Consider the following 13,446-nt stretch of genomic DNA (forward strand, 5'->3'; position numbering starts at 1 on the left):
AGACCGGCAGAGGGCCGGCGGCGACGACAAGGAGTGCCGAGATGGCTGTTCCGAACACGATCAAGGTTCCGGTTCCGTTCGAGTACGTCTTCCCGCACGGGGCGTTGTGCCTCGGGGTGGAGCCGGTGACGGACTTCGACAAGCGCGGCCAGGGCGATGACCAGGCGCGTGACAAGGACACGGGCGAGCGCCTGTGGGTGGTGAAGGTCCTGGACCTCGACCCGGAAGCCGGCAAGTTCGGCGGGTCAAAGGAAGTCAAGGTGAAGATCGCGGCTGCGGTGCAGCCGGTGCCCCCGGCGTCGAAGATCCCCGGCTATCCGCCGGCGGTGGAGTTCTCCGACGTGACGCTCACGCCGTACGTCGACTCGCAGCGGTGCAAGGGCAACGCGCACAAGTGCCGGGCGCGTCAGGCGTGGTCGATCCGCGCCAGCGCCGTGACCGAACCCGCCGCTGTGAAGCAGGCGGCCTGACCAGTACTGCACGCGCGGGGCGGGCCTCTTCCGCCAAGTCGACTCCCGCCCCGCGCCTGAACCCTCAACCTTTTGGAAGGAGTTGGGCTGATGCCCACGCTAGCTGACGCTGCCCGCATTGTCGGGAACCCGCGCCCTGGTCCGAACCGTAAGACTCACCGCCGTACCGTGATGCGCCTCGCCGGTCCGGGTATCCGTGCCGCCCGCGAGGTGTACACCACGATTCCCGCCGACGCCGTCCGCGTCGCGGCTCTGGTGGAGATCGCCGCCGCCGCTGCCGCTCTGGCGCGGACGGTGGTGAAGCTGCGTCACCTCGACCCGGATCTGATCGCCCCGCACGTTTCCGACCGGGTGGACTTGCGGGCGGTGTTGGGTCGGGGCCGGTGGCTGCCGACCATGACCCGTCACGTCCCCGCCCCGGACTCCGGGCCGGTGGATCTGGCGGCGCTGATGCCGGCTCGTTCGGTGGCGCGTCGTCGGGTGGTGCGTCGTCGTCCGGGTGCGCCTGGTCAGGCCGTTCTCTTCGCCGCTGCTGCGGGTGGGGAGGGCTGAGCGGTGCCGTTGGTGAACGTGATCCGGGGTGACCGGATCGAGGAAGCCCCCCTGAACCTGCGAACCCCGATCGTCCGTATCCCGCTGTGGCTGGCCGTCTCCTGGTGGGGCGTCAAGGCGGTCGGCCGTATGGCGGTGTTGGCGGGCCGGTACTGGTACGTCACCGCCCCCACCGCTGGCCTGACCTGGCTTTACCTGCGGTACGGGTGGGCTGGTCCCGCCTTGACGGTGGGTGGTGTCGGGTCGGCGGCTGCGGGCTGGTGGTACGGGCACCGCCCGTCGTTCCTGCGGTTCGGCTGGTATCCCGTCCTGTCCCGCTTTCGGCGGTGGTCGTACCGGCGCAACTGGCACGCGGCGATGGTCACCGCCCGCCTGGCGGTCGCCTTCGACTCCCACACCGTCCTACCCGTCCTGCGCCGGGTGCGCTGTGGCGCGGGGGTGGATGTGGTGACGGTGCGAATGGTCACCGGCCAGATCCCCGAAGACTTCGCCCGCGTCGCCGAACGCCTGGCGCACACGTTCGGTGTCCGGCAGGTCAAGGCCGTCCCCGGTCCTCGGCCGGATGTGGTGCTGCTGCACCTCTACCGGGGCGACCCCCTCGCCAAGGTGGTCCGGCCGCTGCCGGTGCCGGCGGTGCCGGAGTTCACGGCTCTGCCGGTGGGTCGGCAGGAAGACGGCGAGGTGTATCCGCTGCGCCTGTTCGGTACTCAGGTTCTGGTGGTGGGTGCGACGGGTGCGGGGAAGGGCTCGGTCATCTGGTCCATCGTCCGGTCCCTCGCCGCCGGGGTCACCTCGGGTCTGGTGCAGGTGTGGGGCCTGGACCCGAAGGGCGGCATGGAACTCGGGATCGGTGCGCCGATGTTCGCCCGGTTCGCGTGCAAGGACTACGCGGCCATGTGTGAGCTGGTGGAGGAAGCCGCGTCGGTGGCGCGGGAGCGTGCGGGGAAGCTGCGGGGTCGGACCCGCCAGCACACCCCCACCGTCGATGAGCCGCTGATCGTGCTCGTCATCGATGAGCTGGCGAACCTTACCGCCTACCTGACCGATCGGCAGTTGAAGGACCGGATCAAGGCAGCGCTGTCCATCCTGCTCTCGCAGGGTCGGGCGGTGGGTGTGCATGTGGTGGCGGCGATTCAGGACCCCCGCAAGGAGGTCCTTCCGTTCCGGGATCTGTTCCCGACCCGTATCGGTCTGCGTCTGACCGAGCCGGCGCAGGTCGACCTGGTCCTCGGCGACGGAATGCGCGACCGGGGCGCACTGTGTGACCGCATCCCCAAGTCCCTCCCGGGTGTGGGGTTCGTCGTCCTTGACGGTGACCCGACCCCGATGCGGGTCCGCTTCTCCTACCTGACCGATGACGAAATTCGCGACATGGCCCAGACGTACGGGCGGCTGCGCGTGATCGACGGCGAGATTCTGGACGGTGCCGCGTGAAGCCTCACCCGACTAACCCTCGTGCGGACCGTGTTGACGGCCTGGTCCTCGTCGTCATCCTCCTCATCGTCGCCGGCTTCGCCGGGGCCGCCTCCTTCACCCACGTCAAAGACTGGACCCTCGACAACAGCCCACCCGGAACCGGGGCGTGGTTCGGCTGGGCCAACGCCGTTATCTCCGAACTCGTCCCCATCGCCGCCCTGCTCACCATCCGCCGCCGCAGACGCACCGGCGGGCCAATCGGCTACCCGATGTTCCTGCTCATCGCCGCCGTCACCCTCTCCCTGGCCGCGCAGCTCGCCGTCGCCAAGCCGGGCCTGTCCGGGTGGCTGCTGTCGGCCGTGCCCGCGCTGGCGTTCATGGGCCTGTCCAAACTCGTCCTCACCACCGCACCCACCCCGGCCGACGAACCCGCACCCACCCCGACCCCCGGGCCGACCCTCGCCCCGGCTGCCCCTGCCCCTGCCGCTGCGGTGCCGGCCCGACCGGTCACCGACACCGTGCCGCCGGCTCACCCGGTCGAGCAGACCGGCCCACCCGCACAGGAAGCACCGCCGGTCACCGCTGCCCCGGCCACTCCCGCACCGGTCGTGCCGGAACCTGTCGCCGTGGCCCCGATCGCGCCGGCCCGGTCCGGTCCGCTCGCCCCGGTGTCCCCGGCGGCATTCGTCCGCCGCAACGGCACCCCCCTGGTCGGGGAGGTGACCCGATGAGCGACGCCCTCGTCTCGGGCCTGCTCCTGGTCGCGGGCCTGGCCGTGATCTGCTGGGACCAGTACCGGCTCTCCGCCGTCCGCTACGAGCTGGCCGCGCTGCGACGCGCCGCCGCCCGTGACCCGCTCACCGGCCTGGCGAACCGGGCCGGACTCGCCCAGGCGTGGGCGCAGCTCGCCCCTGTCCAGCCGTGGGCGGTCGTGGTGGACCTGGACGGCTTCAAGCCCGTCAACGACACCCACGGCCACGCCGCCGGAGACGTGGTCCTCACCGCCATCGCCGCCCGGCTCCGCTCGGTTCATGGCGTGGCCGCCCGGCTGGGCGGGGACGAGTTCGCCGCCCTCATCTGCGACCCCCAGCCGGTCACCGCCGCCCGCTGGCTCGCCCAGGCGATCGCCGCCCCGGTCCGGCTGCCCTCCGGTGCCGTCGTGTCGGTGACCGCCAGCATCGGCCTCGCCCCCACCAACGACGACCTTGCCGCCGCCCTCGCCGACGCCGACGCGGCCATGTACCGGGCCAAGACCACCCGCTGCGGCGTCGCCGTCTACCAGCCACACCGCGACGACCACACCATCCCCACCGCCGACCCCCGCCCGCTCGTACGGACCCGGGACTTGCCGACCACGCCCGTGGAGGTGACCCGTTGACCACCACCCCAACCCTGCCCGGCCTCACCCCCGCCACCCCGGCGGGTCCGAGGCCGGGTTCCCGGGCCGCTCGCATGCTCATGCCCCGCTCCGTCGACGTCGTCGCCGATCTCGCCGCCGACTACGGCGTCTGCACCCGCCCCGTGTCCCTGCGCCGCACCGACCTCGACACCGGACAGACCGAAGTCGTGGACATGCCCTGCGGCGCCACCCAAGAAGCCAAATGCCCCGCCTGCGCCAAACGAGCTCGCCGACTGCGGCAGCAACAGATCCGCGAAGGCTGGCACCGTGACGACGAACCCGACCCCGGACCCGAACCCGCCACCGATGCCCAACGTGGGCTGATCGTCGTCCGCGCGCATCTGGAGTTCGCCCGGGATGAGGCGGCTCGGGCGTCGCAGTGGGAGCAGGTCGCCGACCTGGACGACGCAATCAACGAGTTGGAAGGCCAGATCACCACCGAAGGGTTGCGCGGTCGCCCCGCGCCCCCGCACGTCACCGAGGACCAGGAGGACAGCGACGGGAAGCGGCGGGTTCGCTCCACCAAGCGGCGCCAGGACGCCCCCGACCTTCCCCGCCTGCCAGTGGAGAACCGGACTGTGGGCCGCACCTACGAGGGGCACGGCGGTCAGGTGTTCCGGCCGTCGATGTTCCTCACACTCACGCTCGGCTCCTACGGCCGCGTGCACTCCGACGGAACACCGGTCAACCCCGACGCCTACGACTACCGGCGGGCAGCCTGGGACGCCGTGCACTTCCCCCGGCTGCTCGATCGGTTCTGGCAGAACCTACGCCGCGCGGTCGGCTGGAACGTCCAATACGCGGGCGCGGTCGAGCCACAACGCCGCCTCGCCCCACACGCGCACTTCGCCATCCGGGGCACCATCCCCCGGGCGCTGGTGCGGCAGGTCGCCGCCGCGACGTACCACCAGGTGTGGTGGCCTCCGGTCGACCAGCTCGTCTATGAACCGGGCAACGCGCCGCAGTGGGATGCCGATGCGGGCGGGTACGTCGACCCGGACAGCGGGGAAGTGCTGCCGTCGTGGGATGACGCCCTGGACCTGCTCGACGCCGACCCCGACACGGAACCCGTGCACGTCGTGCGGTTCGGTGTGCAGGTCGACGCCAAAGGCGTGCTCGCCGGCACCAAGGACGCTGACCGGTGCGTCGGCTACATCACCAAGTACCTGACCAAGCAAGCCGCCGACTGCCACGACGTGACCACGAGTCGGCAGCGGGCACACCTGGAACGGCTCTGGCAAGAGCTGCGCCACACGCCGTGCTCGGAGCGGTGCGCGAACTGGCTGCTCTACGGCGTCCAGCCGAAGAAGGCCAAGCAAGGGCTGCGGCCGGGCAACTGCAAGAACAAGGTCCACAAGCGGGACACCCTCGGCATCGGCGGCCGACGCGTCCTCATCTCCCGCCAATGGTCCGGCAAGACCCTCTCCGACCACCGCGCCGACCGCAAGGACTGGGTCAAGGCCCTGCTCGGCGTCACCACCGACGCCGACACCGCCCCGCCCGGCGGCGAACAACGCCACGCCTGGGAACTCGCCCGGCCAACCGACCCCGACGTGGCGCCGCTGGGCCACCGGGTCCTACGGGCGATCTCCGAACGCATCCAATGGCGCGCCCAACTCGACGCAGCCAAACGCGCCGCCGATGTCTCGGCAACTTCCAACGGTCCAGAGCGCGGAGGGGAGGGGCAGTGATGCGTACGCCGGTCGTTGACCACCTCTGGTCAGTGGAGGATGTCTCGGCGTTCCTCCGTGTCCCCGTCGAGACGCTGTACCAGTGGCGCAAACGCAAGTACGGGCCGCCGGCTGCCCGCATCGGGCGTCACCTCCGCTACGACCCGGCCGACGTGCGCGCGTGGTTCAGAGAACAGGCGGCGTAGGCGTGGCCCACATCGAAGACCGTTGGTACAAGGTGGTTCGTCACCCGGGTGGACGCACGGAGCGAGTCAAAACAGAACTGTTCGGCAAAGGACTGCGCTACCGGGTGCGGTACATCGGGCCGGACGGCAAGGAACGGAAGAAGTCGTTTCCGGACCGGGCCAAGCGTGACGCTGAGGCGTTCCTGGTCTCGACGGAGACGGACAAGCTCCGTGGCTCCTACGTCGACCCGCTCGCCGGCCGGATGACCTTCGCCGAGTACGCCGAAACCTGGCTCCGCACGCGCTCCTTCGACGAGTCGACCCGGGAGAGCACAGAGTTCCGGGTACGGAAGCACCTGCTCCCATTCTTCGGCTCTCGGCAACTGGCATCGATCAAGCCGGGCCACATCCGGGAGTGGGATGCCGGGATGGTCGGCAAGCTGGCCCCGGCGACTCGGGCCGTCGTCTTCGCTCACCTGCGGACGATCCTCGGCGCGGCGGTCGACGACGAGCGGATCGCGAAGAATCCGTGTTCGGCAAAGTCGGTGAAGCCGCCGCGACCGGTTCAGCGTCGGGTGGTGCCGTGGCGGTACGACCAGGTTTCGGCAATCCGCGGTGGCCTAGCCCAGCGGTACCGGCCGATGGTCGACCTCGGCGCGGGGTGTGGGCTGCGGCAGGGGGAGATTCTGGGGCTCGGCGTCGACGACATCGACCTCGAAGCGGGCTGGGTGCACGTCTTGCGTCAGGTCAAGCTCGTCCGGTCCCGGTTGGTGTTCGGGCTGCCTAAGAACGATCGTGACCGCCGGGTGCCGCTGCCTGATTCCGTCGCCCTGGTGCTGCGGCAGCACGTCGACGACTTCGCCCCGGTGTCGCTCACCCTGCCGTGGGAGAACCCGGCCAGCGACGAACGGGTCACGGTGCCGCTGCTGTTCACCACCACCCGTCGGGGTGCGATCAACCGGCGCACCTTCGACGACAAGAGCTGGCGACCGGCTGTCGTGGCGGCCGGCATCTCACCGACCCGGGCGACCGGGATGCACGCGCTTCGTCACTTCTACGCCTCGTCGCTGCTCGACGCGGGGGAGAGCATCAAAGCCCTCGCGTCGTACCTCGGCCACGCCGACCCCGGCTTCACTCTCCGGGTCTACACGCACCTGATGCCGGCCAGCGAGGAACGCACCCGCAACGCGATCGACGATCTGTTCAACCCCGCCGAGAAGCCCTGACGCCCTGGCGACGCCCTGAGCGGGCGTCAGGCGCACGAAACGCCTGCTCAGGGCACGAATCAACTTCATAATCCGGCGTACAGGTCGACTCGTCCGTCGCCCACCAGCTCAGAGACCTGGTCAAGGCTCTGAGCTGGTCTTTTGTTTGGTGCCGTTGGTTGACCTTGGTCATCGTTGGGTGGCGTTTGACGGCCTGGCCACGGCCTGAGACGGCCTGGAGACGGCCTGAGCGTGGGCTCAGCTGACCTTGCCTCGGACCCGGCCGGTTGCGGCGTTATCGGGCCTTCCCGGGGCTGTCGTTGGGGGTTCGTGGAGCGGAGCCGGCGGCTGCGGAGGAGCGTCGGGCACGTCCTGGCGGTGGAGCTGGTGCCGCGACCTTGCGACCCGGTGGCAAGCCAGTCCCGGGGTTGGACTGGCGCGGCAGCCGGAAGCCCCGACCACGCGACCAGCTCGACCCGCCGGCTTCCGTCACGGCCTCGCTTGGGCTGGTGCCTCTGGTCCGGTGGGGCGGTGTCCCGGCGGCTGTCGGTGGCTCACCGCCCCGGCGCCGTAGGCGGCCGGGGCGGCTTGCCGGCGGTCGGGCTTGCCGCCCCCGCACCGCGCGGAGCGCGGTGCCTTGATCAGAAAGAGAGCAATTCGGCAGTCAGCCAGCACCCAATCTTGTCCTCCGTCGACTGATGTGCAACAGCGTCCGCCAAGTGATCTGCGACAGGTCAACGCGTCTGTTGGCAGCGGCGTGCCGGCGCTACCCGCAGTGAGTGCAAGTGACTCCCAGATCAGTCGTTAGGCCCCACGGCGTCCCTCTCGTGTCTGGGAGGTGAAGAATATTTCATGAGCAAGGACATGTCGGTTCCATGACAGATGCAGCGGGACTAGGCGCATGGTCAAACCTGTTGGCTTGACAGCTTCTGCATCATTGGAGACGACTGCCCACACGTAGGAGCCTTCAGTGTCCTGGATATTGATCGGACTGTTCTTGAGCGTCGCTGCTCCATACATTGCGATGAGCCTAGCGTGTGGTTTTATGATGGTATTGCGTACGCGAATTTCCGGAAAGCTTTCCCCTCGGCTGCCATTCCTAATTGCCCATTCTTATCGGCTTAATCCGATCCGTCCCGCGATCCGCTTCGTGCTCAAGCGGGCGGCGCTTCGGGTTGAGGCGTCCCGGAGCCTGCTCCCGGGCTTCCTTGCGGGCTTCCATGATGGTCTTTCGCGGAAGCTCGTTTCGTGGCAGGGTGCGAATCAGGGGCCTCCGATGCCTGCGGTTTGGGCTAATATTGGCAGATTTCTTGGTCTTGGATCAATTGGGGCAATGCTTGCGATAGTTGCTATCGGCTTGCCGTACGGCGTTGGCTTTTGGTTCGTGCGAATGGCGGCTAACTCTGCCCAGCAGTACCTGGTTCAAGGTATGGCGATCGGGCTTTTCTCGGCAGTAATTCTGGCAGCTGGGGCCGGTTTTACGACCGTTGCCTCTGGTGCCAGTAAGATCGCCCAATCCCCGCGATTGTTGGAGCTAAGGAGAATCTCTAGATCCAGTGGCAAGATAAGTAGTGCCTCTCTTCGGGAGGCGTCGATTGCGATCTACTCGCATTCCTTGCTCCGGCTTGGTCCGTTCTTTTTCACCTACGCCTATGGGGCGTCGTTTCTGCTCGTTTCGGGCGATACATTTGGCTTTGCGAAGGTCCGCGCCGACCTGTTTCAAGGGCTGCCTGCCGTGGTCGTGGTCTGTATCGTTATTGCCTCCGTTGTGCTCTGCTTTCTTTCTGCCTCAAAGAGAGTTCGGGCTGTAAGGCGCCAGATGGAGCCTACTCGGGCCTTGGTCGCACTGCTTGGGCAAACTTCGCCTAGCGGCGAAGTTGAGCAGCGATACGGCTACTACTCGCCGATACCCGATCCGCTGGGGCCCTGGCGTTATGGTTGGGCATCTCTTGCTCAAAAGCTGGATTCTTCTGCGATGTCCGTCGCGCCTGAGCTGCGTGAGCTTTCAGCGCCACATCCCTTGTCGCGCATCTTAGAAAATCTCGCCAGTGTTATCCGAGGCATCTTGACTGAACCTGTGCCGTCTGGTTCTGATCTTGCCAAGGAGGTGCGGAGCGTTCTAGAAGTAGTTGTTTGCTGTCTTGCTGAACCAAGAAATCCTGATCTTCTTTATGTGGCCGATGTGGCTGTCGCAAATCTTCAGGATGGGCGGCCTGAAGAAAAGACTTCTCCTGTCAGGCGAGGGTTTTGGTCGACAAGAAAATTTACTACCTTCTTTGATCTAATTGACGGCCCAACTAAGACCTTTAATGCGATTGTTGCAATGTCCACGATTGCCCTGGCGCTGTGGGCCGCCATCAGGGCGGGCGACGTCGCAGGTTTGGCTAAGCTGGTTTCCAAGTAAGAAGGCCTGGGGTTGCTGCTGCCGCCATGTCGGCACTCTCATCTGAGAGCTTGCCGTGCTTGTGCTTTCGGCCAGGCCTTGGAGGGCGGGAGTTGCGTACGCACACCTGCCTTCAACACAAACAGTTCTCTGCGGGCTATGGCATCGCCCTTTTCGTCTAGCTGGTAGCCGTCCATCCATATCCAGCCGTCGTAGGTGTAAAGCTCCGTGCGGATCTTGATGAGGCGGAAGAAGATCGGCCGTACGAACTGCGGGCTGGCTGCGCGGGTCAGGTGCAGCACGTCACCGGCCTTCATGTCGGCTCTTCCTGTCGCGCCAGGCGCGTAGGGTCTCGCCGGCCTCTGTCAAGCGTGGGCATCCATCGTCCGTGCACTGCAAGCAGGTAGCGCGGTTGTGGAAGTCCACGACGTTGCCGGCCATGAGGACGAGGAACGGGGGCTCTGGCCGCCGCTGCGGGATCGACATGGCCTACCTCTGGTGGAGGCGGGTCGCGATGTTCCTGGAGCGCCAGAGTCCTGCCTTGGTCATCAGGGGAGGTTCTGGTGCGGGGACGGCGGCGCGACCAGTCCATCTCTGCGGCTCCCGGCCGTACGTGGATGGGGTTGGCTCGCCGGCCACGTAGTCGACAGGTTGGTCAGGGCGTTGGAACCACTTGAACCTAGTCATGCGTAAAGTGTAAGAGACTAGAGGCAGCGCTAACTAGGTGTCCATCAACTTGACTCACGCCTAGTCGGCGAGTGCCTAGCGTCAACGTCATGGGCAGGAAGCTGCGGTTGGTGGGTTCGGGGGAGATCCGGATCATGCTCGGTGGCGTCTCGCGCCAGCGCGTCTACCAGGTCACCAACCGGCGCGACTTCCCTGAGCCCGTAGCGACGCTCCAGATGGGCAACGTCTGGCTTGCCGACGACGTTGAAGCGTGGATCGCTGCCAAGCGTGGGGACCTGGACTAGCTCCAGGGCTCTGCACCGCGACCCCGGCCCGGGGTTAACCGACGACACGAGAAACGCCCCGGTGATGATCTCCCGGGGCGCTCGTGTGCGGAGTGGTGCTACAGCTCGTCGACCGCGAAGGCGGTCACCAGCTCCGCCATGCTGTCGATGACGACATCAGCGGCGGAGAACCGCTCGCGTTTCCCAGGCTTGTTGGCGTACCCGATGGCGGCGACTCCGGCGGCGTGGGCGGCCTCGATGTCGCTGACCGAGTCACCGACCAGGACGCATTCCGCCGGCTGCGCGCCCAGCTCCCGTACGGCTGCGAGCACAGGAAACGGGTCCGGCTTCATCCTCTCGGGCGCTGCCTCGGGGCGGCCGATTACCGGGTGCACGTACGAGGTGAGCCGGCGGGCGCTCAGGTAGGCGTGGACGGAAGCGGCCGAGTTGTTGGACACCACGGCGATTCGGCGGCCGGTCTGGTGGGCGGCGACGATGACTTCCCGGCCGTACGGGGTCGGCTCGGCGGTGCGGGCCGCGGTGACTTCCTCGCGGGTCATTGCCTCGTCGACCAGGCGGACGACGGCAGGGCGCCCAAGGGTGGCGGTGAAGCGGAGCACGGCGAGCGGGTCGCGTTCGGCCAGGATCTCGGGCGGCAGGGTGACGGCCTGGTTGACGAGCAGCCGGCGCAACTCGTGGGCGACGGTGGACGCGGAGTGCTGGGCGAAGATGCTGCACACGGGTCCGTCGAAGTCGAGCAGGATCACGCGGGCGCGGTCGATCACCTTGGCCAGGCCGGGGGCGGTCACGAGGCGTACTCGCGGGCGATGGTGCCCCACATGCTGTCGAACCAGGCGCGGGCCTGCTCGACGTAGAGGGCGTCGTTGCTGGCGTCCTCGTCGCTGGGTGTGAACGGGAAGAGGATCGCGTCCTTGCCCATCGCGTCGTAGATCGCCATCGGCTTGCCGTCAACGGAGACGGTGTGCTCAACCACCGGGTAGAAGCCGAAGAACGCTTCCTGCTCGTTGATGATGAAGAGCTTGAACAGCGGGGCGGCCCTGTGGACGCGTACCTCGGTGGTGGCGGTCTTGACCAATCCGAGGTCGGCAAGTTCCTGGACGGCGTCGGTGAGTGCGTGAATCGAGCGGTCGGTGATGCGGCGGGCTCGGGCGCGGATGCCGGGGTCGTCGGCCTGGTCCTCGGCGCGGCAGGGGATCGCTATCGGTGAGGTCATGTCGGAGATCAGGACCCGTACCCGGATCGACTCCGGGGTGAGGCGCCCGATGCGGACCTTGTCCAAGGTCTCCTGGATCGCGTTGTACATCGTCTCTCCGGAGAAGCCGGCGAAGTCGATCGTGACGTTCGTGGCCTCGAAGGCTCGTTCGATGTGGGGCCGGAGTCCGATCGGGCGTTCCGTGTTGGCGCGGACGAAGGTGCCGCTGCCCTGACGGGTGACGAGGATGCGACAGGGTGAGATCTTCGGGCTCGGCGTTGATGACGTCGACTTCGCGTCGGGCTCCGTTCACGTCGTTCGGCAAGTCAAGGTGGTCCGCTCCCGGCTGGTCTTCGGCCTGCCCAAGAACGACCGGGACCGCCGCGTGCCGCTGCCCGACTCGGTGGCTCAGTCGCTCAAGGAGCACGCCAAGAAGTACGCCCCGCTGTCGATCACCCTGCCGTGGGAGGACCCGTTCAGCGACGAGCGGGTGACGGTGCCACTGATCTTCACCACCACCCGGCGAGGTGCGATCAAGCGGGCCACCTTCGACGGCAAGAGCTGGCGCCCGGCGGTCGAAGCGGCCGGCATCGTCCCGACCCGGGCGACCGGGATGCACGCACTCCGGCACTTCTACGCCTCGGCCCTGCTCGACGCGGGGGAGAGCATCAAGGCCCTTGCCTCCTACCTCGGGCACTCCGACCCGGGCTTCACGCTGAGGGTCTACACCCACCTGATGCCGGCCAGCGAGGAACGCACCCGCCGCGCGATTGATGAGCTGTTCGGATGAAGACCGCTGCAACTCGGTGGGCTCGTACTGTCGCCTATGCGACTCAGTTGACTTCAAAGGCTGAAGGGCTTGGAGGTGTTCTGACAACCTTGCTGCCACTACCCTCGATCCATGGGTTTGCTCGCCAGTCAGCCTCTGTCTGCCGCGATAGGGTTGGCGCTGGTTCTATTCCTAGTTTGGTTTCTTCCTGGCTATGATTGGCTAGGGGGAGTCCTACTGTTGATAGCAACAGCGTACGTAGCAGTTCCTTTCACAAGTGGCGGCGATTATGTGACTCACATCATGGCGGAACAGATTGCCGTGATCCTCTTCCTCTTCGGTCGAGGCATGAAGATCCGGTTGACGGGCTATGTCACCTCCGGCGTTTTCAGGGCCATTCTCGGAATTTCGATACTTTCGGCGTTATGGATCTGGATCCAACGTGGTGCTCCGTTCAAGCTATGGGTGGCAGCGGCGTCGGTCGTAGTTGTAATTCTTTGGCGTATTGCTGCAAACGTTGGTAGCTCATTGAATGACGTTGAAGCTGACTTCCATTATGAGGCTGCGGCTGAAGTTACGCCTGAGGCTTTGATGAAGCGCGACGAAGCTCTCCTGCAGGCAATATACAAGGTTGCACACGGCTGCGCCGGAAGGTTCGTTGCCGCACGAGATATTGCCCCCTTCCTGCAGTTGTCTGGCCATGAGGCGGAGGTGGCTGTTCATCGCCTTATTGGCAGTGAGAAGATTGAAGAGAACGAGTACGGTTACGCTCTGAAGCGAAAGGGTGTTGAGGCGTATGAGCGCCAACACGCCAACGGCAAGCGGAGGTCGACGGTGAGTAACATCTTCAATTTTCATGGAAGCGCCTCTGGTGTCTTCGGGTCCGGCAACGACGTCTATGGCAATAAATTCACATCTGGCGTTCTTCCGGATGGCTTACTCGATCGGCTCATCTCGACGGCTGCTCAGGTGCGTGTCGAGGCGACAGAGCCTCAAGCTCGACGTATCGATGCGGCCGTGGTCGATCTACGAGGGGCTGGCGACAATCCAGAGCGGTTAAGGAGCGGGGCTCAGCGGCTTGTGCAGATCGCGGCCACGTTGGGCGATATTGGGGTTCCACTTCTGAGAGTCGCCGCCGAGGTAATGTCTGCGCTCCCAGGCTAGGTGCCTGCAGCCGGGGTATTGCGCCCGGACGGCCTGACGGCGGCCTGTGGAGCTCATCGTCCAGTACTTC

General features: G+C 66.6%; 14 protein-coding genes and 1 pseudogene. 12 read left to right on the forward strand and 3 right to left on the reverse strand.

The annotated features are described in order from the left end of the window. Positions 1–41 precede the first annotated feature (41 nt). From GA0070610_RS05900 to GA0070610_RS30345, 9 genes are all read left to right on the forward strand, one after another. Positions 42–470, forward strand: coding sequence for a hypothetical protein (locus tag GA0070610_RS05900; RefSeq protein ID WP_088999082.1), 429 nt, complete (start codon positions 42–44; stop codon positions 468–470). Positions 471–641: 171 nt separating this feature from the next. Next, positions 642–1,022, forward strand: coding sequence for a hypothetical protein (locus tag GA0070610_RS05905; protein WP_088999083.1), 381 nt, complete (start codon positions 642–644; stop codon positions 1,020–1,022). Positions 1,023–1,379: 357 nt separating this feature from the next. Continuing rightward, on the forward strand, positions 1,380–2,456 hold the full coding sequence (locus GA0070610_RS05910; RefSeq protein ID WP_231925932.1) for an FtsK/SpoIIIE domain-containing protein: 1,077 nt from the start codon (positions 1,380–1,382) through the stop codon (positions 2,454–2,456). After that, positions 2,453–3,169: a DUF2637 domain-containing protein gene (locus tag GA0070610_RS05915; protein WP_088999085.1), complete on the forward strand. Its 717-nt coding sequence runs from the start codon at positions 2,453–2,455 to the stop codon at positions 3,167–3,169. The genes GA0070610_RS05910 and GA0070610_RS05915 overlap by 4 nt, the downstream gene beginning before the upstream one ends. Then, the gene (locus tag GA0070610_RS05920; protein ID WP_088999086.1) at positions 3,166–3,816 is read left to right on the forward strand and encodes a GGDEF domain-containing protein; all 651 of its coding nucleotides are present in this window, start codon (positions 3,166–3,168) and stop codon (positions 3,814–3,816) included. Before GA0070610_RS05915 ends, GA0070610_RS05920 begins: the two co-directional genes overlap by 4 nt. A 74-nt stretch (positions 3,817–3,890) precedes the next feature. Beyond that, positions 3,891–5,528, forward strand: a complete 1,638-nt coding sequence (locus tag GA0070610_RS05925; RefSeq protein WP_231926163.1) for a replication initiator — start codon at positions 3,891–3,893, stop codon at positions 5,526–5,528. Next, positions 5,528–5,713, forward strand: coding sequence for a helix-turn-helix domain-containing protein (locus tag GA0070610_RS05930; RefSeq protein WP_089003300.1), 186 nt, complete (start codon positions 5,528–5,530; stop codon positions 5,711–5,713). The genes GA0070610_RS05925 and GA0070610_RS05930 overlap by 1 nt, the downstream gene beginning before the upstream one ends. A gap of 2 nt (positions 5,714–5,715) precedes the next feature. After that, complete coding sequence (locus GA0070610_RS05935) at positions 5,716–6,918, forward strand: tyrosine-type recombinase/integrase (RefSeq protein WP_088999088.1); 1,203 nt, start codon at positions 5,716–5,718, stop codon at positions 6,916–6,918. A gap of 949 nt (positions 6,919–7,867) precedes the next feature. After that, positions 7,868–9,301 carry a hypothetical protein gene (locus tag GA0070610_RS30345; RefSeq protein ID WP_157747052.1) on the forward strand — a complete coding sequence of 478 codons (1,434 nt, stop codon included), beginning with the start codon at positions 7,868–7,870 and terminating at the stop codon, positions 9,299–9,301. Positions 9,302–9,339: 38 nt separating this feature from the next. Here GA0070610_RS30345 and GA0070610_RS05945 read toward each other — a convergent pair whose 3' ends face one another. Then, entirely contained in the window at positions 9,340–9,597 is a 258-nt protein-coding gene (locus GA0070610_RS05945; RefSeq protein ID WP_088999089.1) for a hypothetical protein, read from the reverse strand. A 459-nt stretch (positions 9,598–10,056) separates the two neighbouring features. Here GA0070610_RS05945 and GA0070610_RS05950 point away from each other — a divergent pair, with 459 nt between their 5' ends. Further along, positions 10,057–10,251: a helix-turn-helix transcriptional regulator gene (locus tag GA0070610_RS05950; protein WP_231925934.1), complete on the forward strand. Its 195-nt coding sequence runs from the start codon at positions 10,057–10,059 to the stop codon at positions 10,249–10,251. A gap of 98 nt (positions 10,252–10,349) precedes the next feature. Here the strand turns inward: GA0070610_RS05950 and GA0070610_RS05955 are convergent, their stop codons facing one another. Beyond that, complete coding sequence (locus GA0070610_RS05955; RefSeq protein WP_088999091.1) at positions 10,350–11,039, reverse strand: HAD family hydrolase; 690 nt, start codon at positions 11,037–11,039, stop codon at positions 10,350–10,352. Beyond that, a pseudogene (locus GA0070610_RS05960) lies at positions 11,036–11,695 on the reverse strand (GntR family transcriptional regulator); the annotation flags it as partial. The pseudogene GA0070610_RS05960 and the gene GA0070610_RS05955, both read right to left, overlap by 4 nt. Here GA0070610_RS05960 and GA0070610_RS05965 point away from each other — a divergent pair. Continuing rightward, on the forward strand, positions 11,691–12,233 hold the full coding sequence (locus tag GA0070610_RS05965) for a tyrosine-type recombinase/integrase (protein WP_197697798.1): 543 nt from the start codon (positions 11,691–11,693) through the stop codon (positions 12,231–12,233). The pseudogene GA0070610_RS05960 and the gene GA0070610_RS05965 overlap by 5 nt on opposite strands. Before the next feature lie 111 nt (positions 12,234–12,344). Then, on the forward strand, positions 12,345–13,376 hold the full coding sequence (locus GA0070610_RS30350; RefSeq protein WP_157747053.1) for a hypothetical protein: 1,032 nt from the start codon (positions 12,345–12,347) through the stop codon (positions 13,374–13,376). Positions 13,377–13,446 lie beyond the last annotated feature (70 nt).

Source organism: Micromonospora echinofusca (assembly GCF_900091445.1).
GTDB lineage: Bacteria > Actinomycetota > Actinomycetes > Mycobacteriales > Micromonosporaceae > Micromonospora > Micromonospora echinofusca.